Source organism: Geodermatophilus sp. SYSU D00742 (assembly GCF_054049935.1).
In genome coordinates, this window is the sequence record NZ_JBJGYJ010000004.1 from 57,320 (window position 1) to 79,257 (window position 21,938).

Here is a 21,938-nt window from a genome sequence, read left to right on the forward strand (position 1 = left end):
GTCACGGCTACGGGGACGTGGTCGGTACGGGGGCGTCCGACGTCGGCGCGGGGGTCGGTGCCGGCTCGCGGGGGCTGGTCCTCGTCGTCCCCTCCTCGGGGGTGGTCTCCTCCGGCGTCGTCCCGGTCGTCTCGCGCGGCGTGCTGGTCGGCGCGGTGCTGCGGGTGGGGGTCGGCGTCGGCTCCGTCGTCCCGGTGGGCTCGGTGGTCTCGGGGGCCCGGGTCGGCTCGGTGGTCACCGGTGCCGGTGCCGGCGCGGGCTGGGTGCTGCCGGCGGGCTGCTGGATCGTGCCGACGCCGGTCACCGGCGGGCGGACGTACAGGTACAGCGTGCCGATGGCGAGGAAGAGGACCGTCAGGACGACGGTCGAGGTGCGGGCGCGGCCGAGGTGGTGGGGCACCGCCGACCAGAACCGGCGCAGCCCCGAGGGGGGCGCGGTGCGCACCGACGGCCGCCCGGTGGGCAGCTCGCGGGTCGGGTGCTCGTCGGCGTGGCGGGGGCTCACCGGGCGCCGTCCTGGGCGGCGGAGAGGTCCTCGGCGGCTACGTGCGAGGTCGGCGGCGGCATGTTCAGTCCCGCCCGGCGGAAGGCCAGGACGACGCGGGCGCGCAGGTCGCGGCCCACCTCGAACTGCTTGCCGGGCAGCGTGCGGGCCACCATGCGGACGTTGACCTGCTCCAGGTCGAGGGTCTCCACGCCCATGACGCTGGGCTCGTCGAGCAGCAGCGGGCGCATCGCGGGGTCGGCGAAGGCCTCCTCGCCGACCCTGTGCAGCAGGTCGTTGACCCGGCTGACGTCCATGGTGGTGGGGACGGGGATGTCCACGACGGCGCGGGCCCAGTCGCGGGACAGGTTGACCACCTTGACGATCTGGCCGTTGGGCAGCGTGATGACCTCGCCGTTGGGCGAGCGCAGCCGGGTGATCCGCAGCGTGACGTCCTCGACGGTGCCGGTCGCCTCGTCGCCACCGCCCACCACCTGGATGGAGACGACGTCACCGAACCCGTACTGCCGCTCGGTGATGATGAAGAACCCGGCCAGCACGTCGCCGACGATCCGCTGGGCGCCGAAGCCGAGGCCGACGCCGAGGACGGTCGCCGGGGCCACCAGCCCGCCGATCGGGATGCCGGCGCGGTCGAGCACGAAGAAGGCGGCGATCGCGTAGATCATCACGACCAGCGTCCAGGTGATCACCTGGGTCAGGGAGTGCCGGTGCTTGGCCGCCTCGGACCGGACCAGGACGTCGCCGCCGGTGGAGCGGGCGTCGATGCGGTCGGTGATCTTCGTGCCCACCCAGGCCACGAGCCGGGCCAGCAGCACCGACCCGAGGATGATGAGCACGATCTCCAGCCCGCGGCCGGAGAGCCAGTTCAGGAGTGCGTCGAGTGGTTCCATCGCCCCCCAGCGTCGTCGCCGCCGCCGGGGAACGCCAACCGTGACCGGCGGTCAGCGCGGCTCGACGAACAGCGACTGGGCGGAACGGCCGACGCGCCCGGTGGTGTCGTACAGGTCGGCGAAGCACTGGCCGGCGCCGGCCGGGCCGATGGTGGTGGTCGCGTCCACGCCGAGCCACTCCCCGGCCGGGGGCCGGACCAGCGAGAGGCCGAGGTCGACGTTGGCGAACGTCGCCGTCGTCCAGTCCAGGACGGCGGAGATGCCGCTGGCCGCGTCGGTCATCACCAGCAGGTGCTGCAGGGGTGTCATCGACTCGCCGTCCACCAGGGTGCACAGCGGACGGGTCCAGGCGGCGGCCGGGCCGGGCGCGTTGAACGAGCCGTGCGCGAACCGCCACTCCAGCGCCCGGTGGTAGGCGACGTCGGTGGTGAAGAAGTCCGCCGTCTCCGGCCGGCTCTCCGCCGGCCCGGGGAGGGGGACGGGGGGCTCCGGCGTCCCCTCGGCGGCACGGGTGCGGACCCGCCAGGCGGTCAGCCGCATCAGCGGCCGGTCGTCGCCGGCGGTGAGCCGGGCCTCGACGAGCTCGACCCGCCGGCCGGGGCGCAGCACCCGGGCCGAGACCGCCACCGGGCCCACCGGCACCGGACCGAGGATGTCGTAGGCGAGCCGGACGGTCTGCCCGTCGGCGATCCCGCTCGCCGCCTCGGCCTCGCGGGCCAGCAGTGCCGCCGGAGGCCCCGCGTGCTGCAGGCCCGCGTCCCAGGGGCCGATGGTCAGCGCGGTGGCGAGGTACCCGCCGTCGACCGGCCGGTAGAGGGCGGCGGGCAGGTCCTCTGTGGTGGGCTGGTCCATGCCGGGAAGTGTGCCGGGGGCCTCGTCAGCCGCCGTACCGGCGGGTCTCCCACACCGCGAACGCCGTCCACGCGGCGGCGACGGCGGCGGCCACGACCCACAGCCAGCGCAGCGACCCGGCCGGGTTGGCGAGCACCAGCAGCACCGCCACGACCAGCACCGCCCCCGCCAGGGGTGGGGTCCGCAGCAGCTGGCCGAGGGTGTCCGGCCCGGGGTAGGTGACGAACACCACGACCGCGACCACGAGCAGGAAGCCGCTGAGGCCGGCGAGGAACAGTGCGGTGATGCCGTACTGCGCCGGCAGCACGAACGAGCCGAGGACGCCGACGGCGACCCCGACCGCCAGCCCGACCAGCAGTTTCCGGCGTCGGGGGGACCACGGTGGCCGCGACTGGGACGGGGGGAACGGGGGCGCCACGGCCGGGGTGTGCCCCCGCCGTCCCGCGGGCACACAGGCACCGGCGGCTGCCGCGCGGTCGTGTCGCCGAGATCACGGCGGTTTGCATCCGGCCGGTCCGCTCCGGACCGTGGGGGAGCGCCGCCTCCTCCCGCACCCCGGGAGCGGTGGCGCGTCCGCCGTCGATCGAGAGGGAGGAACGCCGGTCCCCGGCGTCGCACGCAACCGTGACGAGAACACCAGCAGGCCCACCGTCCACCGGCTCCGGGGCGCACCCCGCCGTCGCGCCGCCCCCGCCGTCACCGGCCGACCGCGGGGGCTCCCTCGACCGCGTCGTCTTCGGGGTCTCCGCCGTCGTCGCCCTGGCGTTCGTCGCCTGGGGCTTCGCCTCGCCGTCGGGGCTGGGCTCGGCCAGCGGCACCGCCCTGGAGTGGGTGGAGACCAACCTCGGCTGGCTGTTCGTCCTGCTCGCCTCCGCGTTCGTCGTCTTCGTCCTGTGGCTGGCCGCCAGCCGGTACGGGCGGATCCCGCTCGGGCGGGACGACGAGGCGCCGGAGTTCCGCACGGTCTCGTGGGTCGCGATGATGTTCAGCGCCGGCATGGGCATCGGCCTGATGTTCTTCGGCGTCAGCGAGCCGCTGAGCCACTACGTCTCCCCGCCCCCGCGCACCGTGACCGCCGAGACGCCCGAGGCGGTGCAGACGGCGATGGCCACGACGCTGTTCCACTGGTCGCTGCACCCGTGGGCGATCTACGCCGTCGTGGGGCTCGCGATCGCCTACGGCACCTTCCGCCGGGGCCGCCGGCAGCTGATCAGCGCCGCGTTCGCCCCGCTGTTCGGCACGCGCCGCACCGAGGGGCCGGCCGGCCGGGTCATCGACGTCCTGGCGATCTTCGCGACGCTGTTCGGGTCGGCGGCCTCGCTCGGCCTGGGCGCGCTGCAGATCGGCAGCGGGGTGGAGATCCTCGGCTGGGCCGGCGACGTCGGCAACGGCAGCCTCGTGGTGATCATCGCCGTCCTGACCGCGGCGTTCGTCGCCTCGGCGGTCTCCGGCATCGCCAAGGGCATCCAGTGGCTGGCCAACACCAACATGGTGCTCGCCCTGGTGCTCGCGGTGTTCGTCTTCGTGGTCGGGCCGACGGTCTTCATCCTCAACCTGCTGCCGTCGACGATCGGCAGCTACTTCTCCGACCTCGCCGCCATGGCCGCGCGCACCGAGGCCACCGGCGGCGACCCGATGGCCGAGTGGCTGCGCGGCTGGACGGTCTTCTACTGGGCCTGGTGGATCAGCTGGACGCCGTTCGTCGGGCTGTTCATCGCCCGGATCAGCCGCGGGCGCACCATCCGCCAGTTCGTGTCCGGCGTGCTGCTGGTCCCGAGCGTGGTCAGCCTGGTCTGGTTCGCCGTCTTCGGTGGCGCCGGCATCGCGGCCCAGCGCGGGGGCGCCGACGTCGCCGGGCAGGGGACCTCGGAGGGGCAGCTGTTCGGCGTCCTCGGGACCTTCCCGCTGGCCACCGTGATGACCGTGCTGGTGATGGTGCTGGTGGCGATCTTCTTCGTCTCCGGCGCGGACGCCGCCTCGATCGTGATGGGGTCGCTGTCCGAGCGCGGCACGCTGTCGCCGAGCCGGGGCACGGTGGTGTTCTGGGGCGTCGTCATGGGCGCGGTCGCCGCGATCATGCTGCTGGCCGGCGGGGACGAGGCGCTCACCGGCCTGCAGAACCTGACGATCATCGCCGCGCTGCCCTTCGCGCTGGTGATGGTGGGACTGGCGGTGTCGCTGGCCAGGGACGTGCGGACCGACCCGGTCGTGCTGCGTCGCACGGTCGCCGCCGAGGCCGTCGAGCAGGCCGTCGTCGAGGGCATCACCCGGCACGGCGAGGACTTCGTGCTGGTCGTCGAGCCGGCGCCGGACACCGACGGGGACGGCGTCCCGGACGGCCCGGTCCGCGCCGTCGAGCACCGGGAGGACGGCGGGGAGCGCGGGGTGCGGGACGTCGGCTCCCCGGTCCCCGACCGCGGTCGATGAGTTCCGCCGGCCGGCCCCGTCCTACTCGCGACGGGGCCGACCGGGCCCCCGGACGACGGGACCGACGACCGTGCGCATGATCTTCGTGAACCTGCCGGTGCGGGACCTCGCCGCCGCCAAGGCGTTCTACGGCGGCCTGGGGTTCTCCTTCGACGAGCAGTTCTCCGACGAGCGGACCGCCTCGGTGGTGGTCGACGAGAACATCGTCGTGATGCTGCTGACCCGGGACCGCTTCGCCGACTTCGTGACCGGCGAGGTCGGTGACCCGGCGCAGTCGACGACGGTGCTCAACGGCCTGTCGGCGAGCAGCCGCGAGGAGGTCGACACGCTCGTGACCCGGGCGCTCGAGCACGGCGGGAAGCCCTGGCTGCCGCCGCAGGACCACGGCTTCATGTACGGCGCCAGCTTCACCGACCCCGACGGTCACGTCTGGGAGGCCGTCTGGATGGACCCGGCCTCCGTGCAGTGAGCCCGGCCGGGGGGTCCACCGCGGTGGCGTCCCGGCCGTGGTCCGACTCCCCACCAGGTAGGCGGCACGAGGCGCTACGGGGACTACGTTCTCGCCATGCCGCGCCCCGCCCTCGGATACGCCGCCACCGTCGCCGCCGCGGGGTTCTTCGCCGTCAACGGCACCGTCTCGACGCTGGCGCTGCAGGCCGGCATCCCGCCCACCCGGCTGACCGCGCTGCGCTGCGTCGGCGCCGCCGTCGGCCTGCTCGTCGTCCTGGCGCTCGTCTCGCCCGGGCGGCTGCGGACCACCTGGCGGGAGGTGCCCTTCCTCGCCGTGTTCGGCGTGGTGGGCGTCGCCCTCACGCAGTTCCTCTACTACGTGGCGATCGGCCGGCTGCCGGTCGGCATCGCGCTGGTCTTCGAGATGACCGCGCCGGTGTTCATCGCCCTCTACGTGTGGCTGGTCCGCCGGGAGCGGGTGCGCAGCCGGCTGTGGGTGGCGCTGCTGCTGTCGCTGTCCGGCCTGGTGTTCGTGGCCGAGGTCTGGCAGGGCGGCGGCTCGCTGGACCCGCTCGGCGTGGCCGCGGGGCTGACCGCCGCGTTGTGCCTGGCCACCTACTACCTCATGGGGGAGCGCGGCACGGTCTCCCGCGACCCGGTGGCCCTCACCTGCTGGAGCTTCGTCGCCGCCGGGCTGTTCTGGTCGGTGGCCGCGCCGTGGTGGGAGTTCGACGCCGGGGTGCTCACCGAGCGGGTGCCGGTGTCGCTGGGCGCGCTGGAGCTGCCGCTGTGGGCGCTGGTCGCCTGGATCGTCGTCCTCGGGGCGATGGTGCCGTTCTGGCTGTCGATCGCGGCGCTGCGGCACCTGTCGCCCACCACCGCCGGCCTCGTGGCGACCGTCGAGCCGGTGCTGGCGTCGGTGGTGGCCTGGCTGTGGGTGGAACAGGTGCTGTCGGGCTGGCAGGTGCTGGGCGGCTTCGTCGTCCTGGTGGGGATCGGCCTGGCCCAGACGGCGCGGTCGGCGCCCGCGACGGCCGCGGTCCCGGAGACCGTCGCGCCCTCGTGACCCGCGCCGGGAGGCGACCAGCGGGGAGCCGACTCAGGTGACCTTCCTGGCCTCGGTGAGGTAGCCGGCCAGCTCCTCCATGTAGGCGGCCTGCGCCACGTGGTCCATGCCGATGTACTTCCAGGGGTACAGCTGGCCCGCCTGCACCGCCGGCAGCAACGCGGCGGTGGGCTGGGCCGCGATCTCCTCCGGCGTCATGCTGAACCGCAGCGAGTACAGGATCACGTCGCTGGGGTGGTCCGGGACCTCCTCCCAGCCCACCGACTCCCAGAAGTAGCCGTCGCCGCCCGGGTCGACGAACCGGACGCCGAGGTCCTGGTAGAGCCGCAGCGACGGGTCGTCGGCGGCCTTGTTCATCCACCACCCGTCGGCGACGGTGGCGTAGACCGGCAGCACGGTCAGCCCGCCCTCGGCGGCCGCGGAGAGGGTCTCCGACGCCGCGTCGAAGTCCTCGCGGGCGGCGTCGACCACCTCCTCGTCCGCGCCGAGGGACCCGGCCAGCTCGACGGTCCGCTCGATGACGTCGGCGGCCGAGCCGCGATAGGCGATCGCGATGACCGGGGCGATCTCGGCGACCTGCTCCTGCTGCTCGAGGGACTCGAACCCGTAGAGGGGCTGGGTGTCGTCCAGCGTGCCCTCGGAGTCGGTCGGGTAGACCGAGGTGACGATGACGTCGGGGTCGGCCGCGGCCAGCTGCTCCAGGTCGATCTGCCCGTAGCTCTCGCCCACGATCTCCAGCTCGCCGAGGTCCCTGCCGTCGAACGCCACGTCGTCCGCGGCCGAGGTCTGGCCGAAGGCGGCGACCGGCTCGATGCCGTAGTTCCACAGCGAGGCGACGACGTCGTTGAGCCCGGCGATCCGGGTCGGGGTCCGGTCGAGCTCGACGGTGTTGCCCATGTCGTCGGTGAACCGCCAGCCGCCCTCCCCCGAGGCGCTGGTGCCGGCCGCGCCGGCGGTGTCGTCGTCGGAGCAGCCGGCGGCGGCGAGCACGGCGGCCAGGGTGAGGGAGGCACCGATCAGGCGGCGCGGTGTGCGGTGCAACGGGATCTCCTCGCAGGTCACCTCGGGGTCGTTCCCCCGAGCAGCGGCTTAGGTTAGCCTCACCTCTGTTGCCGTCCGCACGGGCCGGCATCCCGGGGAGAGCGGAGACGACGCATGAGCCTCACCGTCGAGCCGGAGGTCCGGGCCGCGCCCGGCTGGGCCTTCTTCCCGGTCGAGGTCGCCGCCGTCCGCAGGCTGGGGCCGAGCTTCGTGCGCATCACGCTCACCGGCCCCGACCTGGCCGGGTTCGGCGTCGCCGGCGACGACCAGCGGATCAAGCTGGTGCTCGCCCGGGACCCGGCCGGCCTGCGCCGGCTGACCGACCGTGGCCCGGAGTGGTACGCCGAGTACTGTGCGATGCCCGAGGAGCAGCGGCCGTGGATCCGCACCTACACGGTCCGCGCCGCGCGTCCCGAGGTCGCCGAGCTCGACGTCGACGTCGTCCTGCACGGGGTGGAGGACGGGCACGCCGGTCCGGCCGCCCGCTGGGCCGCGGCCGCGGCGCCCGGCGACCGCATCGTGCTGCTCGGCCCCGACCGGCCCGGGCGCGGGCGGATGTGGGGCGTGGAGTGGGCTCCGCCGGCCGCGGCCACCACGCTGCTGATCGCCGGCGACGAGACCGCCGTCCCCGCGGTGTGCGCGATCCTCGAGGCCCTCGAGGAGGCCCCGCGCCGCGTGGTGGCCCTGCTGGAGGTGCCGGCCGAGGGCGACGCGGTGGACCTGGCGCTGCCGCCGGGGGTGACCGTTCGCTGGCTGCCGCGCTCGGGCGCCGTCCGCGGCTCGCTGCTGGTTCCGGCGGTGCACGCGGCGCTGTGCGAGCTGGGGGTGGCGGCGACGCCGGCGGAGGCCCCGGAGGACGTCGACCTGGACTCCCAGCTGCTGTGGGAGGTCCCCGACGCCGATGCGGCCTCGGGCTGCTACGCCTGGCTGGCCGGCGAGGCGGGAGTGGTCAAGCAGCTGCGCCGGCACCTGGTCGGCGACCTCGGCGTCCCCCGCGGCGCGGTGGCGTTCATGGGCTACTGGCGGCAGGGCGTCGCCTCCTGAGCCGCTGGGCACATCGCGGGGACCCGCCGTGCACGTCCGCGCACGTGCACGGTCGTCAGCGGCGCCTCAGCGCAGCCGGCGGACCGGCACCACCATCGGCGTCCCCGCCACCGGGTCCGGCACGATCCGCGCCTCCAGGTCGAAGACGTCGGCCAGCAGCTGCTCGGTGAGCACCTCGGCCGGGGTGCCTGAGGCGACGAGGACGCCGTCCTTCATCGCGACCAGCCGCTGTGCGTACCGCGCGGCCAGGTTCAGGTCGTGCAGGACGACGACGACGGTGCGGCCCCGCTCGGTGTGCAGCCGGCTCACCAGCTCCAGGACGTCGATCTGGTGCGAGAGGTCCAGGTAGGTCGTCGGCTCGTCCAGGAGCAGCAGGTCGGTGCCCTGCGCGAGCGCCATGGAGATCCACGCCCGCTGCCGCTGCCCGCCGGAGAGCGCGTCGACGGGGCGCTCGGCGAGGTCGGACATGTCGGTCCAGGCCAGCGCCTCGGCGACCGCGGCCTCGTCCCCGCGCGACCACTGCCGCAGCCACGACTGGTGGGGGTGGCGGCCGCGGGCGACCAGGTCGGCCACCGTCAGGCCCTCGGGCGCCACCGGGGTCTGCGGCAGCAGGCCGAGGACCTTCGCCACCTCGCGGGTCGGGGTCCTCGCGATGGCGTGGCCGTCGAGCAGCACCTGCCCCCGGGTGGGGCGCAGCAGCCGGCCCAGCGCCCGCAGCAGCGTGGACTTGCCGCAGCCGTTCGGCCCCACGATCGCGGTGAACGAGCCGTCGGTGAGCTGCAGGTCCAGGTCGTGGACGACCACGCGGTCGTCGTAGCCGAGCCTGACCGACTCGGCGGCGAGGCGGACCGGGCGGGTCCCGGTGGGGGCCGGGGGGTGCACCGTGGTCGTCACAGCGTGGATCGCCGCCTTCCGCGGACGAGGAGCCAGAGCAGGTAGGGGGCACCGACGACGGCGGTGAGGATCCCGACCGGCAGGGCCTGGGGCAGGACGGTGCGGGTGAGCAGGTCCGCGCCGATCACCAGCGCGGCGCCGAGCAGCCCGGAGGCGAGCAGGGGTGGCCGCGAGCCGCCGCTGAGGCGGACGGCGATCTGCGGCACCACGAGGGCCACGTACGAGATCGGGCCGGCCGCGGCGACGGCGGCCGCGGTGAGCGCGACCGCGACGAGCACGACCGACGCCTGGGCGAGCGGGAGGCGCACGCCCAGGCCGCGGGCGGTGTCGTCGCCGAACTGCAGGACGCCCAGGGCGCGGCTGGCGGCCAGTGCGAGGGGGACCAGCACGGCGAGGGCGATCGCCAGCGGGACGGCCTGGTCCCACGTCCGGGCGTTGAGCGAGCCGGTGATCCACACGTAGGCCGAGGCGGCGTCGGAGATCTCCGCGCGGGTGAGCAGCCAGTCGGTGAGGGCGGAGGCGACCGCCCACAGCGCGATGCCGACGAGGACCATCCGGTAGCCGTCGACACCGCGCTGCCAGGCGAGCACGAACAACAGGGCGCCGGACACCAGCGCGCCGAGGAGGGCGGCCAGCGGGATGCCGAGGCCGCCCAGCAGGGCCGCGCCGCCCGACGTCCCGCCCAGCACGATCGCCGCCACCGCGCCGACCGAGGCGCCCTGGGTGATGCCGAGGACGTCGGGGGAGGCCAGCGGGTTGCGGGCGGAGGTCTGGAACAGCGCACCGGCCAGCCCGAACGCGATGCCGACGAGCGCCCCGACGACGATCCGCGGCGCCCGCAGCTCCAGGACGATGAACTCCTGGGTCTCCTCACCCAGGCCGACGAGGGTGGTGAGCACCTCGCCGACGCTGATGGGGAAGTCGCCGCGGCCCAGGCTCAGCGCACCCAGCAGGACGACGACGACGGCGGCGGCCACCGGCACGACCAGCCGGCGCCAGCGCACCCTGCCGGAGACCGGGCCGACGCGGACCACCGTCTCCCGCGGCACGGCGACCCGCTCCGGAGCCGTGGCCGTCATGGGCCCGCCAGCCGGCGACGGCGGATCAGCGCGATGAAGAACGGGGCGCCGACGAGGGCGAGGACGATGCCGACCTGCAGCTCGCCGGGGCGTGCCACGACCCGGCCCAGGACGTCGGCCAGCAGCAGGAACGCCGCACCCAGCAGCCCGGAGAGGGGGACCAGCCAGCGGTGGGCCGGGCCGGTGAGCGCCCGGACGACGTGCGGGACGACCAGGCCGACGAAGGCGATCGGACCGCAGGCCGCGGTGGCCGCGCCGCAGAGCAGGGTGACCGCGCCGAGGCCGACGAGCCGGGCCGGCCAGACCCGCTGGCCGAGCCCGCGGGCGACGTCCTCACCGAGGCCGAGCAGGTCCAGCGCGGGGGCGTTGAGCAGCGCGAGGACAAGCCCCGCGGCGATGAACGGGGCGACCTGCCAGGCGATGTCGGCGCCACGGCCGGACAGGGCGCCGACGACCCAGAACCGGAAGCCGTCGAGGCTGGTGGAGTCGCTGACCAGGATCGCCCGCACCAGCGCGTAGAGCAGCGCCGACAGCGCGGCGCCGGCGAGTGCGAGCGTCACCGGGGTGGCGCCGCCGCGCCCGACGGAGCCGAGGGCGAACACCAGGACGCTGCCGGTCAGCGCCCCCGCGAAGCCGAACCAGACGTAGCCGGCGGGGGTGGTGAGCCCGAGCAGCCAGATGGCCAGGACGACGCCGAGCGAGGCGCCGGCGGTGACCCCGAGCAGGCCCGGGTCGCCCAGCGGGTTGCGGGTGTGGCCCTGGGTGAGCGCGCCCGCGACGCCCAGCGCCAGCCCCACCATCAGGCCCAAGGCCGTGCGTGGGAGGCGCAGCTCCCGCACGATCACGGTCTCCTCGCTGCTCAGGGAGGAGTCGGTCAGCGCCTGCCAGACCGTGCCGGGACCGATGCCGCGGGTGCCCACGGCGAGGCTGAGCGCGGCGGCGACGACGACCAGGAGCAGCAGCGCGGCGGCGGTGAGGAACCGGGGACCGCGGCCGCGGAGCAGGCCGCGCGGCCGCGGCGGCGCCACCGCCCCGGCGGTCCGGGGAGCGGCGTCGGTCGTCGAGGACACGAGCGGCTCCAGGGACGAGGGGCGGTGGCGGTCAGCCTGCAGACAGGTCGCCCTGCGGGGCAGGTAAGGCTCACCTTAGGTCCTCCGCGTGCCCGCGGGGAGCCCGCGGTCACCGGTGCTGGCGGCGGCTGCCCCCGTGCCAGTCCTCCTGGACGCCCACCTCGTCCGGCCGGACGCCGAAGGCGCGGACCTGCGGTCGCTCCCGCAGGCTCCGCTTGAGCTCGGCGAACCCGGGGAACGCGGCGAGGGCCACCACGTGGTCCCACAGCGCGACGGCGTCCTCGGGGGCGGGCACCCGGCTGATCACCGGTCCGAAGAACGCCGCGCCGTCCGGTGGCCGGAAGTGCAGGATCGGCGTCCCGACGTCCTTGCCGGTCAGGCGCAGTGTTCTCCCCTCCTGTGGACATGACAGCTAATGGCTGCGTTTTTCCCCTGCAACAGTCTCCAACTATCTCGGACGACAGTGACGACGGAATTCTCGCCGCCGCACCTCAAGCCGCGATGCTTCGAAGTAGTGTCAGGAGCTGAGGAGTCACGACTGCGCGGTTCATGTCTTCGAAACTTAGTCCGACACGCTCAAGAATCTCCTGGCTTAGTCGATACTCGGGGCCGTGCTGCCATAAGAGCCCCTGCGTCATGAGCGCATCGACCACTGCATCAGCCTTAGCGTCGGTCCGAAGAACGTACTGCCACAATTGCTCTCGGTCAGCTGCGAGAGCGCCGGCTTCGACATGCTGAGTTCGGCGGAAGAATCGCAGCACGCGCCGGAGGGCGTGGTAGTACTCAAGCACGTCCGAGTCCTCTTCGGTGTGCGTTTGGCCCCTAGCATAGCGCTGTGGCCATCCCTCGGCGTCTGCCGTCTCAATAGAAAGCTCTTTGCCGAGCAGGCGCAACTGCTGCTCCCAGTTGGCGCTCACAGCCTGGGCGCGAATGCTCACAGATTCATGGGCATCCACCGTACATTCCGGCGCCTTCAGTATCACGAGGAGAGCGTCAAAATGAACTTGAGGGCCAATGCGGAGGGAGGCGCCTTCAATGTGCACTTCGCCATCTGTGGCGAGGTCTAGACATTTCACTCTAGTTGGCAGTGCCACGGTGCCCGTGGCGTTCAGGGTTACGCTAACGACTGCCGGTTCATCTAGATCGGTGCCGGTCTCCTCAACGACGAAAAGTCCGGACTGCCCGCTAGTGCTGATGTGAAACTGATACTGATGCTGTGAATCTTCTCGCGCTGTGAGTGAGGCGATGACCAGGTCGAGAAGCTCGCTACTCAGCGCTTCGCCGCCGGACGCCAGGCGACTTAGGATGAATGGCGCCAGTCCTGGAGACGATAGCCCGAATGAGCCGCGCAGCCGTCGTGCTATAGCCGCCTGTCCGCCTTTAACCCCCTGGGTTAATGCGGTTGCGGCAACATAGTCACGAAATGTGGTGTTAACGAATGTGTCTCGAGTGTTGAGGAGCGGGTGATTCGCCAACTGGGAGTCTATTGCTGACCTGTAATTGTCTATGAAGGAGTCGGGAATCTCCGCCTCAAACTCCGATGGCAGTGGTGTGCCCATCGCCTGAGCGGCCAGTCTGGCACACTGCTCCTCGGGGTCGTATATGCGTGAGAGTTGGTCGGTCGTAAACATGGCTCGGGAAATGTTGTCGAGCCAATTGTTCAGAAACTTGTCGTGCTCTCGTTGAAGGAGTTCCCGCATGAGGCTGGACAGGAGGCCCCACTCGGGGAAGGCTTCCGTGTCGCTCGAAAGGCGGCCTGTGTCAAGCTCCCTGAAATCCGGTACATGCAGGTAGGTCGCTATACCTTCGAGGACGGGTGAGTAGCCGAGGAGTCGTCGGCCACTCTCATCGGTCCAGGCGTCGGCCAGGCTGCTAAAGCCGGCAGCCTCGGCGACACGACTCAATATCGAGTCTCGGGCGGCTTCGAAGGATGCTCGGTGCTGTCGATGGGCGGCGCTTCTCTCCTGTTTGGAGTACAGGGCGTCAAGCTTTAGGTCTAAGTACCTGTGGGCCTGTTCTTCTTCGAAATAGTCGAGGCGCATCTCGGCTATGTCAACATTCTCTGCCTCGAAAGCGAAGCGGACCCACTCGGCGCTCTCCTGGCGCGCCATAAGAACGATGTTGCTGTCCCCAGTGGCGGTTCGCAGAAAGCGAGCGAGCCCCTGTAGAAAAGCTACGAAGTTTGCCTCTCCCGAGGAGACGTGTGTCTCGTCGAGAGAGTCAATTATGAGCGTTGTCAAACCAGCGCGAAGAGTTCCTTTGTAGGCAAGGCTTGATCCTTCGCCTAATCCTTCGTCCAGCAATCCGACGAAGGATCCATCGGCCACCCGTTGGCCCGCAAGATCGATCATGAGACCGCCTGTGACTGCGGCTACGGCTTGGGCCGCGGTGCTCTTGCCGGCTGCCGCGGGTGCTACCAATAGGAGTGCTGGTGACGGTGACCCTTCGATTGGTACTAGTCCCGGCGCTACGAAATCGGGTCGAGACTTGCTCACGATCTTCAGCCCGCGAGCGTCATCGACGATGGCTGGCGGCCCGGATGTTGGAAGGGTTTCGGCGAACTGCGCTAGGTCCACTCGCCCATCTAAGGGGAAGAGGGTGTTCACGGCTACGTGGCAGTTGGTACGAGCCCGCGGTCACCGGTGCTGGCGGCGGCTGCCCCCGTGCCAGTCCTCCTGGATGCCCACCTCGCCCGGCCGGACGCCGAAGGCGCGGACCTGCGGTCGCTCCCGCAGGCTCCGCTTGAGCTCGGCGAACCCGGGGAACGCGGCGAGGGCCACCACGTGGTCCCACAGCGCGACGGCGTCCTCGGGGGCGGGCACCCGGCTGATCACCGGTCCGAAGAACGCCGCGCCGTCCGGTGGCCGGAAGTGCAGGATCGGCGTCCCGACGTCCTTGCCGGTCAGGCGCAGGGCCTCGTCGGTCTCCTCCTGGATCTCCGCGTCCCAGGACTCGTCGTCCAGGGCGTCGGCGAGGTCGGCCGGCAGCCCGGCGGCGGCGAGGATCGGCTCGACGAACTCCGCCCGCCCGCGGTGCTCGCCGTCCGGGACCTGGTCGGCCTCGAAGATGCGGGCCCCCATGGCCGCGTAGAGGGGCCCGAGCACGTCCGGGCCGTGCTCGGCGCGGCTCCGCGCAGCCACCCGCAGCAGCCGCAGCCCGGCGGTGTGGCCGGCCTCGTACTCGGGCGGGAACTGGGCGTCGTAGTCGACGTGCCGGTTGAGCAGTCGCAGCGAGATCAGCCGCCACTCGACGGTGTGGTCGCGCTGGGCGGCCACGGTGCGCACCCACTGGCTGGTCAGCCAGGCGAAGGGGCAGACCGGGTCGAACCAGAAGTGCAGGTCGGCGTCCCGGGTCACCGGGGCAGCACCTGCTCGATGGCGTGCCGCACCTCGGGGGAGTCGGGCTGGGTCTGCGGCCGGAAGCGGGCGACGACCTCGCCGTCGGCCGCGACCAGCCACTTCTCGAAGTTCCAGCGCACCTCACCGGCCTCGCCGGTGGCGTCGGGGGCCTCCGCCAGCCGCTGGAACAGCGGGTGCGCGCCCGGGCCGTTGACCTCCAGCTTCCCGGTCATCGGGAAGGTGACGCCGTAGGTGGTCGAGCAGAAGCTCTGGATCTCCTCCGCCGTCCCCGGTTCCTGGCCCATGAACTGGTTGCAGGGCGCGCCGACCACGGTGAGGCCGCGCTCGCCGTACTCCTGCTGCAGCGCCTCGAGTTGGCTGTACTGCGGGGTGAGGCCACAGCGGCTGGCCACGTTGACCACGAGCGCCGCACCCCCGCCCGCGAGCGCACCCAGGGTGGTCGCCTCGCCCTGGAGGGTGGTCACCGGCAGGTCCAGCAGGTCGCTCATGTCGCTCCTCGTGGTGGCGTGCGGCGGTCGGTGGCCCCCGTGCAGGGCCCCGCCGCGAGCCTGCAGGGGGTCGGGGGCAGGGGAGCCTGTCTCAGTCCAGGTCGCTGAGGTCGTCGGGGACGTCGACGGCGTACTGGCGCAGGGCCTCCAGCGGGACGACGTCGAGCGCCCGGGCGTGGGTGGCGGCCAGGACGACGCCGGCCGCCGCTCCCGCCTGGTAGGCCTGCAGCCACCGCGCGGCGACGACGCACCAGCGGTCGCCGGGGCGCAGGCCGGGGAACCCGTACTCCGGCCGGGGCGTGGTGAGGTCGTTGCCCAGTTCGCGCTGCAGGGCGAGGAACTCCGCCGAGACGACGGCGCACACCGTGTGGTTGCCGACGTCCTCGGGGCCGCTGCTGCAGACGCCGGTGCGGTAGAAGCCGGTCATCGGCTCGGTGCTGCACGGCTCCAGCGGCCCGCCGAGGACGTTGCGCTCCCCGCTGCCGGGTTCGGGCTCGCTCATCGCATCCCATCTTGCTGCGTGCATCCCACTGGCGCAGCGCGCAGGGGATGGCAGGGTGCCGGTGTGACTGGGAGCACCGCGAGCGAGCCGACCGTCCTCTGGCGCCCGACCCCAGAGTCGATGCGCGCCACCCGGATCGCGGAGTTCGCCGGCTGGGTCGCGCGACGGCGGGGCCTGGACCTCGGCGACCCGCCGGACTACGACGCGATCTGGCGCTGGTCGGTCGAGCACCTCGACCAGTTCTGGGCCGACGTGGCGGGCTGGACCGGTGTGCTGCCCGACGTCCCGGACGACCGGGTCCTGACCCGGCGCGAGATGCCCGGCGCCGTCTGGTTCCCCGACGCCACGCTCAACTACGCCGAGCAGGCGCTGCGGGCCGGCGCCGAGGGCACGGTCCCGGCCGCCTCGCCGGCGCTGGTCGCCGTCGCCGAGGACCAGGAGCCGGAGGAGACCAGCTGGGCGCAGCTGCGCGGCCGGGTGGGCGCCTTCGCCGCCACGCTGCGGTGGCTGGGCGTCCGACGTGGCGACCGGGTGGCCGGCTACCTGCCCAACGTCCCGGAGGCGGTCGTCGCCTTCCTGGGGACGGCGGCCATCGGCGCGGTCTGGTCCTCGTGCGCGCCGGACTTCGGCACCCGCGCCGTCCTGGACCGCTTCGCCCAGATCGAGCCGACCGTGCTGGTCGCCGTCGACGGGTACCGGTTCAACGGCCGCGAGTACGACCGGCGCGACGTCGTCACCGAGCTGCGCGGCGCGCTGCCCAGCGTCCGGACGACGATCGCCGTCCCCCGGCTGTTCCCCGACGAGGTGCCGGCGGACGCCGTGCCGTGGGCCGAGGCGGTGGCCGAGGAGCAGGAGCCGGAGTTCGCGCAGGTCCCGTTCGACCACCCGCTGTGGATCGTCTACTCCTCGGGCACCACCGGGCTGCCCAAGGGGATCGTGCACGGCCACGGCGGGGTGGTCGTCGAGCAGGTCAAGCAGGCCGCCCTGCACATGGACGTCGGCCCCGGCGACCGGTTCTTCTGGTACGCCTCCACCGCCTGGATCATGTGGAACATCGCCACCTCGGCGCTGCTGTCCGGCGCCACCCTCGTCGTCTACGACGGTGCCCCCGCGTACCCGTCGGTCGACGCCCAGTTCGCCCTCGCCGCGCGGACCCGGCTGACCTTCCTCGGCACCAGCGCCGGCTACCTCACCGCCTGCGAGAAGGCCGGCATCCGGCCGGGGGAGACCCACGACCTGTCGGCGCTGCGGTCCATCGGGTCCACCGGGTCCCCCCTCCCGGCGTCGGCCTTCGAGTGGGTCTACGACGCGGTGAAGCCGGACGTCTTCCTCGGCTCGCTGTCCGGTGGCACCGACGTCGCCACCGGGTTCGTCGGCAGCTCCCTGCTGCTGCCGGTGACCTCCGGCGAGCTGCAGCGGCCGATGCTCGGCGTCGCGGCCGCCGCCTGGGACGAGCAGGGCCGGCCGGTCGTCGGGGAGCTCGGCGAGCTGGTCATCACCGAGCCCATGCCGTCGATGCCGCTGTACTTCTGGAACGACCCGGACGGCTCCCGCTACCGGGAGACCTACTTCGAGCCGTGGCCCGGCGTCTGGCGGCACGGCGACTGGATGGAGGTCACCGACCGCGGCACCTGCCTGATCACCGGCCGGTCGGACTCCACGCTCAACCGCGGTGGCGTGCGCATGGGGACGGCGGACATCTACGCCGCCGTGGAGTCGGTGCCGGAGGTGGTCGACTGCGTCGTCCTCGGCGTGGAGCAGCGGGACGGCGGCTACTGGATGCCGCTGTTCGTGAAACTCGCTGGAGGGGCCGAGCTGACCGACGAGCTGACCGGCCGGATCCGGGAGGCGATCCGCCGACAGGCCAGCCCCCGCCACGTGCCCGACGAGGTCATCGCCGTGCCCGCGGTGCCGCACACCCGCACCGGCAAGCGGCTGGAGGTGCCGCTCAAGCGGCTGTTCCAGGGGGTCGACCCGGCCAGGGCGCTCAACGTCGGCGCGGTCGACGACCCCGCCGCGGTCGAGCACTACGTGGCCCTGGCCCGGGAGCGCGGCCCCCGCTGACGGCCGGCCCCGTCACCTCGCCGCGCCGACGGCCGCGCCCGCGGGGCGGTCGCTCCCGGCCAGCTCGAGCAGGACGTCGGTCAGCCGGTCCGGGCAGGTGACCTGGGGGATGTGCAAGGAGGCCAGCTCGCGGTACCGCCACCCCGCTGCCTCCCGCGCCTGCCGCGCGTGGCGGTCGAACGTCGGCTGCGGGTGGCGGGTGCACCGGAGGTAGCTGCGCGGCAGCTGCCGGGCCGCCGCGCTGGTGAGGTGGACCGGCCGGGAGAAGTGCCCCAGCGGGGTGGAGTGCAGCCGGGGCAGCACCCAGGCGGTGTCCGCGGGGTCGGTGACCCCCCACAGGCGGGGGAGGACCTCCTCCCACGGGCGCGGCGCGGGGCGCGGCACCAGCCAGCCGTCGCCCTCGTCCCGCGCGAGCGCCTCCAGGTCCGCCCGTCGATCCGGCGTCAGGAGGTCGAGCAGGCTCTGGCCGTCCTCGGGCACGAAGGCGTCGACGTAGACCAGCTCGGCGATCCGCTCCGGTACCCGGTCGGCCACCCCGGTGACGACCACGCCGCCGGAGCCGTTCGCCACGAGGACGACCTGCTCCAGGTCCTCGTAGACCAGCAGGCCGACGACGTCCTCCACGTGCGTCGTGAGGTCGATGCCGTGGTCCAGCAGGTGCGCACGGTCGCCCAGGCCGGTGAGGGTCGGCGTGGAGACCTCGTGCCCCGCCGCGCGCAGCGCGGGCGCCACCCTCCGCCAGCACCAGCCGCCGAACCAGGCCGGGTGCACCAGCACGAACGTCGCCATCGGCCAGCCTCCGTCCCCGGAGCGGCCGGCGTCCGCGACGTCGTCCTGCCCCGACCCGCGCCTGCCGACGACGGTAGGCCCGGGCGGGCGCGGCGGGCCAGCCCCGTCCGGGACGGACCGCCCGGGCGTGTTCCACGTGCAACACCGGTACCGGGCTGCGCCCGGCCCGGTCAGCGGTCAGGGTGGAGGGTGGTCACCCCCGACGTCAGGAGAACCCGCACCGATGTCCGCGACGGAGACCCTGCCGCCCCAGCCGCCGGCCCTGCTCCCCCCGTGGCACACGCCCGAGCGCGAGGCGCTGCAGCTGCAGGCCCGCCGCGTCGCCATGGAGGAGGTGCTGCCGGTCGCCGACGAGCTCGACCCGCAGAAGGGCGAGATCCCGGCGTCGCTGCTGGCCCGGCTGGCCGAGCTGGGGTACTTCGGCATCACCGTGCCGGCCGAGCACGGCGGGCTGGGCCTGGGCGTCTTCGAGTACTGCATGGTCTCCGAGGAGCTGGCCCGGGCGTGGATGTCGACCGCCAGCATCCTGGCCCGCGCGCAGGGCCTCGGGACGGCGGTGGCCGACTCCGGCCGCCGGCACGAGCTGCTGCGCCGCAGCGCCCGGGGCGAGTGGATCGGCGCGATCGCGCTCTCCGAGCCCGACGCCGGTTCCGACCTCGCCGGGGTCTCCACCCGGGCGGTCCTGGACGGCGACGAGTGGGTGGTCAGCGGCCGCAAGCGCTGGTGCGGCAACGCCCTGGCCGCCGACTTCATCCAGGTGCTCGTCCGCGAGCGCGACCCCGGGCCGGGCGAGTCCCGATCCGCGGGCCTGGTCAACCTGCTGCTCGAGAAGGAGCGGGGCGCGTTCCCCGAGGGGCTCAGCGGCTCCCCGATCGACAAGGTCGGCTACCACGGCTTCCTCACCTGGGACCTCGTCTTCGACGGCGTCCGCATCCCGCGGGGCGAGGTCGTCGACGAGGCCGCCGCCGGCGACGAGGAGAACGCCGCCGGCGAGCGCGCCGGGTTCGCCCAGGCGCAGCTGTTCCTCAACACCGCCCGCGTGCACACCGCCGCCCGGGCGGTCGGGCTGGCCCGGGCGGCGCTGGAGGACTCGGTCCTCTACCTGCAGGAGCGCGAGCAGTTCGGCCGGCCGATCGGCGACTTCCAGGCGCTGCGCTTCGCCGTCGCGGAGATGGCGGCGCAGGTCGAGCAGTCCCGCGCGTTCTACCGGCAGGTGGCCCACCTGCTCGACCTCGGCGTCCCGTGCGAGCGGGAGGCGTCGATGGTGAAGCTGGAGGCCACCGAGATGTCGGTGCGGGTGACCAACCAGGCGATGCAGCTGCACGGCGGCAACGGCTACACGACCGAGCGCCAGGTGGAGCGACACTGGCGTGACGCCCGGCTCACGACGATCTTCGAGGGTACCAGCGAGATCCAGAAGCGGATCATCAGCGACCGCATGCTCCCCCGGTCACCCCTGGCCTGATCGGCAGGGGCGCCGCACCGACGGGGGGATCGATGGCCGGCCTGCCGCGGGCGCCGGCCCCGCTGCGCCGACCGCGCCACCGCCTGCGGGCCGCCTCCCCGGGGCTGTGGCTGCTCGCCGACAGCACCTCCGCCGTCGCGGTGGTGTGGCAGGTGGTCGCCGTCGGCAGTGGGCGCCCCCGGACGGGGTCGCCCGGTGGTGCCTACGGCAGCCGCAGCACCCGCGCCTCCCAGGGGCGCAGCACGGCGGGGTCGTCCTCGGGCAGGTTGCCCAGCACGAGCTCCGCACCGGGTGCCTGGGGCAGCAGCTCGCCCAGCCGGTGCTCGTGCCCGCTCACGTTGCACACGACCAGCAGCGTCTCGCCGTCCAGGGACCGGGTGAAGGCGTACACGTCGTCGTGCTCGGGCAGCAGCATGGTGAAGTCGCCGAGCGCGACCACCGCCGACTCGTGCCGCAGCGCGACCAGTCGCTTGTGGTGGGCGAACACCGACGTCGGGTCGGCGCGCTGGGCCGCGGCGTTCCACTCCCCGTGGTCGGGGTTCACCGCCATCCACGGCGTCCCGGTGGTGAAGCCCGCGTTCGGGGAGCCGTCCCACTGCACCGGGGTCCGTGCGTTGTCCCGGCCCATCCGCCGCATCGCGGCCAGCACCGTCTCGGGGTCCGCCCCGTGCGCGACCGCCTGGGCGTGGTGGTTGAGCGACTCGACGTCCCGGAAGTCCGCCAGCCTCCTGAACGGGGCGTTGGCCATCCCCAGCTCCTCGCCCTGGTAGACGTACGGCGTCCCGCGGTGCAGGTGCAGCAGCGTGGCCAGGCACGTCGCGGAGTCCCGCCGGTGCTCCGGCGAGTCGTCGCCGAACCGGGAGACCGCCCGCGGCTGGTCGTGGTTGTCCCAGTAGAGGGAGTTCCAGCCCACGTCGGCCAGCCCCGCCTGCCAGCGGCCGAACGAGGCCTTGAGGTCCCGCAGCCGCAGCGGCCGGGGGTGCCACTTGGACTCGTCGAAGTCCAGGCCGACGTGCTCGAACTGGAACACCATGTCCACCTCGGCCCGCGCCGGGTCGGTGAACAGCCGGGCCTGCTCGACGGTGACCCCGGGCATCTCCCCCACCGTGAGCAGCGCCGCCGAGCGGCCTCCGAACACCTCGCGGTGCATCTCCTGCAGGAACTCGTGGATCCGCGGCCCGCACAGGTAGGACGCCGAGCCGTCGCCGTAGGGGAGCCCCGGCAGCGGCGGGCCGTCGTGCAGGTGCCCGTCCTCGGCGACGTCCTTGCTGATCATGTTGATGACGTCCATGCGGAAGCCGTCGACCCCGCGGTCGAGCCACCAGCGCATCATCGCGTGGACCGCCTGCCGGACCTCGGGGTTCTCCCAGTTCAGGTCCGGTTGCCGGCGGTCGAACAGGTGCAGGTAGTACTCGCCGCTGGCCTCGTCGAGCTCCCACGTGGAGCCGGAGAAGAACGAGTGCCAGTTGGTCGGCTCCGCGCCCGGCGCCCCGGCCGCCATGCCCGGCCGCGGCGGCCGCCACCAGTACCAGTCCCGCTTGGGGGAGTCCGGGGAGGACCGGCTCTCGACGAACCACGGGTGCCGGTCACTGGTGTGGTTGACCACCAGGTCCATGAGCAGCCGGATGCCGCGCGCGTGCAGCGCGGCGACGAGTTCGTCGAACCGCGCGAGGTCCCCGAACAGCGGGTCGATGTCCTGGTAGTCGCTGATGTCGTAGCCGTTGTCGGCCTGCGGCGAGGGGTAGACCGGCGAGAGCCACAGGACGTCGACGCCGAGGTCGGCCAGGTGGTCCAGGCGCTGCAGGATCCCCCCGAGGTCGCCTATCCCGTCACCGTCGGAGTCCATGAACGAGCGCGGGTAGACCTGGTAGACGACGGCACGGGTCCACCACGGGGGCTGCTCGGGCATGCGCCCAGCCCAGCACGGCGGGCTGCGCCCCGCACCCGGTCGCG

The 21,938-nt window shown here is 73.2% G+C and carries 21 protein-coding genes; 6 read left to right on the forward strand and 15 right to left on the reverse strand.

All coding sequences use genetic code 11. The features are described 5' to 3' along the window. Positions 1 to 7: 7 nt before the first annotated feature. The 4 genes from ACI78V_RS04045 to ACI78V_RS04060 are packed head-to-tail and all read right to left on the reverse strand — an operon-like array spanning position 8 to position 2,665. Positions 8 to 505 (reverse strand): hypothetical protein, encoded by a 498-nt coding sequence (locus ACI78V_RS04045; protein WP_456849169.1) that lies wholly within the window; start codon positions 503 to 505, stop codon positions 8 to 10. Next, positions 502 to 1,395: a mechanosensitive ion channel family protein gene (locus tag ACI78V_RS04050; RefSeq protein ID WP_456849170.1), complete on the reverse strand. Its 894-nt coding sequence runs from the start codon at positions 1,393 to 1,395 to the stop codon at positions 502 to 504. Before ACI78V_RS04050 ends, ACI78V_RS04045 begins: the two co-directional genes overlap by 4 nt. A 51-nt stretch (positions 1,396 to 1,446) precedes the next feature. Next, a complete protein-coding gene (locus ACI78V_RS04055) occupies positions 1,447 to 2,247 on the reverse strand; it encodes a thioesterase family protein (RefSeq protein ID WP_456849172.1) in 801 nt (266 codons plus the stop codon). A gap of 25 nt (positions 2,248 to 2,272) precedes the next feature. Beyond that, on the reverse strand, positions 2,273 to 2,665 hold the full coding sequence (locus tag ACI78V_RS04060; RefSeq protein ID WP_456849173.1) for a hypothetical protein: 393 nt from the start codon (positions 2,663 to 2,665) through the stop codon (positions 2,273 to 2,275). Positions 2,666 to 2,871: 206 nt separating this feature from the next. Here ACI78V_RS04060 and ACI78V_RS04065 point away from each other — a divergent pair, with 206 nt between their 5' ends. The 3 genes from ACI78V_RS04065 (at position 2,872) to ACI78V_RS04075 (ending at position 6,190) form a co-directional block, all read left to right on the forward strand. Next, entirely contained in the window at positions 2,872 to 4,674 is a 1,803-nt protein-coding gene (locus ACI78V_RS04065; protein ID WP_456849174.1) for a BCCT family transporter, read from the forward strand. A gap of 76 nt (positions 4,675 to 4,750) precedes the next feature. Then, a complete protein-coding gene (locus ACI78V_RS04070) occupies positions 4,751 to 5,143 on the forward strand; it encodes a VOC family protein (RefSeq protein ID WP_456849175.1) in 393 nt (130 codons plus the stop codon). Between the two features lie 96 nt (positions 5,144 to 5,239). Next, complete coding sequence (locus tag ACI78V_RS04075) at positions 5,240 to 6,190, forward strand: EamA family transporter (RefSeq protein WP_456849177.1); 951 nt, start codon at positions 5,240 to 5,242, stop codon at positions 6,188 to 6,190. Positions 6,191 to 6,223: 33 nt separating this feature from the next. Here ACI78V_RS04075 and ACI78V_RS04080 read toward each other — a convergent pair whose 3' ends face one another. After that, on the reverse strand, positions 6,224 to 7,231 hold the full coding sequence (locus tag ACI78V_RS04080; RefSeq protein ID WP_456849178.1) for an ABC transporter substrate-binding protein: 1,008 nt from the start codon (positions 7,229 to 7,231) through the stop codon (positions 6,224 to 6,226). A gap of 114 nt (positions 7,232 to 7,345) precedes the next feature. Between ACI78V_RS04080 and ACI78V_RS04085 the strand changes: the two genes are divergently transcribed. Continuing rightward, complete coding sequence (locus ACI78V_RS04085) at positions 7,346 to 8,275, forward strand: siderophore-interacting protein (RefSeq protein WP_456849180.1); 930 nt, start codon at positions 7,346 to 7,348, stop codon at positions 8,273 to 8,275. 66 nt (positions 8,276 to 8,341) lie between these two features. On the opposite strand, the gene ACI78V_RS04090 is transcribed toward ACI78V_RS04085, so the two are convergent. The 8 genes from ACI78V_RS04090 to ACI78V_RS04125 all read right to left on the reverse strand — a co-directional run bounded on the left by ACI78V_RS04090 (position 8,342) and on the right by ACI78V_RS04125 (position 15,667). Next, positions 8,342 to 9,169, reverse strand: coding sequence for an ABC transporter ATP-binding protein (locus ACI78V_RS04090; protein WP_456849181.1), 828 nt, complete (start codon positions 9,167 to 9,169; stop codon positions 8,342 to 8,344). Then, positions 9,166 to 10,248, reverse strand: a complete 1,083-nt coding sequence (locus ACI78V_RS04095; RefSeq protein ID WP_456849183.1) for a FecCD family ABC transporter permease — start codon at positions 10,246 to 10,248, stop codon at positions 9,166 to 9,168. Before ACI78V_RS04095 ends, ACI78V_RS04090 begins: the two co-directional genes overlap by 4 nt. Further along, positions 10,245 to 11,318: a FecCD family ABC transporter permease gene (locus ACI78V_RS04100; RefSeq protein ID WP_456849185.1), complete on the reverse strand. Its 1,074-nt coding sequence runs from the start codon at positions 11,316 to 11,318 to the stop codon at positions 10,245 to 10,247. The genes ACI78V_RS04095 and ACI78V_RS04100 overlap by 4 nt, the downstream gene beginning before the upstream one ends. A 109-nt stretch (positions 11,319 to 11,427) precedes the next feature. Continuing rightward, positions 11,428 to 11,730: a mycothiol-dependent nitroreductase Rv2466c family protein gene (locus ACI78V_RS04105; RefSeq protein ID WP_456849432.1), complete on the reverse strand. Its 303-nt coding sequence runs from the start codon at positions 11,728 to 11,730 to the stop codon at positions 11,428 to 11,430. A gap of 79 nt (positions 11,731 to 11,809) precedes the next feature. Beyond that, entirely contained in the window at positions 11,810 to 13,669 is a 1,860-nt protein-coding gene (locus ACI78V_RS04110; protein WP_456849187.1) for a hypothetical protein, read from the reverse strand. A 285-nt stretch (positions 13,670 to 13,954) separates the two neighbouring features. Further along, positions 13,955 to 14,674 carry a mycothiol-dependent nitroreductase Rv2466c family protein gene (locus tag ACI78V_RS04115; protein WP_456849189.1) on the reverse strand — a complete coding sequence of 240 codons (720 nt, stop codon included), beginning with the start codon at positions 14,672 to 14,674 and terminating at the stop codon, positions 13,955 to 13,957. Beyond that, on the reverse strand, positions 14,671 to 15,165 hold the full coding sequence (locus tag ACI78V_RS04120) for a glutathione peroxidase (protein WP_456849190.1): 495 nt from the start codon (positions 15,163 to 15,165) through the stop codon (positions 14,671 to 14,673). The genes ACI78V_RS04115 and ACI78V_RS04120 overlap by 4 nt, the downstream gene beginning before the upstream one ends. A 91-nt stretch (positions 15,166 to 15,256) precedes the next feature. Beyond that, positions 15,257 to 15,667 (reverse strand): DUF2237 family protein, encoded by a 411-nt coding sequence (locus ACI78V_RS04125; protein WP_456849192.1) that lies wholly within the window; start codon positions 15,665 to 15,667, stop codon positions 15,257 to 15,259. Positions 15,668 to 15,730: 63 nt separating this feature from the next. Here ACI78V_RS04125 and ACI78V_RS04130 point away from each other — a divergent pair, with 63 nt between their 5' ends. After that, positions 15,731 to 17,731: an acetoacetate--CoA ligase gene (locus ACI78V_RS04130; RefSeq protein WP_456849193.1), complete on the forward strand. Its 2,001-nt coding sequence runs from the start codon at positions 15,731 to 15,733 to the stop codon at positions 17,729 to 17,731. 12 nt (positions 17,732 to 17,743) lie between these two features. Here the strand turns inward: ACI78V_RS04130 and ACI78V_RS04135 are convergent, their stop codons facing one another. Continuing rightward, a complete protein-coding gene (locus ACI78V_RS04135; protein ID WP_456849195.1) occupies positions 17,744 to 18,520 on the reverse strand; it encodes an alpha/beta fold hydrolase in 777 nt (258 codons plus the stop codon). A 223-nt stretch (positions 18,521 to 18,743) separates the two neighbouring features. On the opposite strand from ACI78V_RS04135, the gene ACI78V_RS04140 reads away from it, so the two are divergent. Continuing rightward, positions 18,744 to 19,985, forward strand: a complete 1,242-nt coding sequence (locus ACI78V_RS04140) for an acyl-CoA dehydrogenase family protein (protein WP_456849197.1) — start codon at positions 18,744 to 18,746, stop codon at positions 19,983 to 19,985. A 202-nt stretch (positions 19,986 to 20,187) separates the two neighbouring features. On the opposite strand, the gene ACI78V_RS04145 is transcribed toward ACI78V_RS04140, so the two are convergent. Beyond that, the gene (locus ACI78V_RS04145; protein ID WP_456849199.1) at positions 20,188 to 21,894 is read right to left on the reverse strand and encodes a glycoside hydrolase family 13 protein; all 1,707 of its coding nucleotides are present in this window, start codon (positions 21,892 to 21,894) and stop codon (positions 20,188 to 20,190) included. Between the last annotated feature and the right edge of the window lie 44 nt (positions 21,895 to 21,938).

What these genes read in the sequence shown, in the direction of transcription:
- ACI78V_RS04050 (WP_456849170.1), bottom strand. Translation starts at nt 1,395, where the DNA reads ATGGAACCACTCGACGCACTCCTGAACTGGCTCTCCGGCCGCGGGCTG.
- ACI78V_RS04055 (WP_456849172.1), bottom strand. Translation starts at nt 2,247, where the DNA reads ATGGACCAGCCCACCACAGAGGACCTGCCCGCCGCCCTCTACCGGCCG.
- ACI78V_RS04070 (WP_456849175.1), top strand. Translation starts at nt 4,751, where the DNA reads ATGATCTTCGTGAACCTGCCGGTGCGGGACCTCGCCGCCGCCAAGGCG.
- ACI78V_RS04075 (WP_456849177.1), top strand. Translation starts at nt 5,240, where the DNA reads ATGCCGCGCCCCGCCCTCGGATACGCCGCCACCGTCGCCGCCGCGGGG.
- ACI78V_RS04085 (WP_456849180.1), top strand. Translation starts at nt 7,346, where the DNA reads ATGAGCCTCACCGTCGAGCCGGAGGTCCGGGCCGCGCCCGGCTGGGCC.
- ACI78V_RS04095 (WP_456849183.1), bottom strand. Translation starts at nt 10,248, where the DNA reads ATGACGGCCACGGCTCCGGAGCGGGTCGCCGTGCCGCGGGAGACGGTG.
- ACI78V_RS04110 (WP_456849187.1), bottom strand. Translation starts at nt 13,669, where the DNA reads ATGATCGATCTTGCGGGCCAACGGGTGGCCGATGGATCCTTCGTCGGA.
- ACI78V_RS04120 (WP_456849190.1), bottom strand. Translation starts at nt 15,165, where the DNA reads ATGAGCGACCTGCTGGACCTGCCGGTGACCACCCTCCAGGGCGAGGCG.
- ACI78V_RS04125 (WP_456849192.1), bottom strand. Translation starts at nt 15,667, where the DNA reads ATGAGCGAGCCCGAACCCGGCAGCGGGGAGCGCAACGTCCTCGGCGGG.
- ACI78V_RS04135 (WP_456849195.1), bottom strand. Translation starts at nt 18,520, where the DNA reads ATGGCGACGTTCGTGCTGGTGCACCCGGCCTGGTTCGGCGGCTGGTGC.
- ACI78V_RS04140 (WP_456849197.1), top strand. Translation starts at nt 18,744, where the DNA reads ATGTCCGCGACGGAGACCCTGCCGCCCCAGCCGCCGGCCCTGCTCCCC.
- ACI78V_RS04145 (WP_456849199.1), bottom strand. Translation starts at nt 21,894, where the DNA reads ATGCCCGAGCAGCCCCCGTGGTGGACCCGTGCCGTCGTCTACCAGGTC.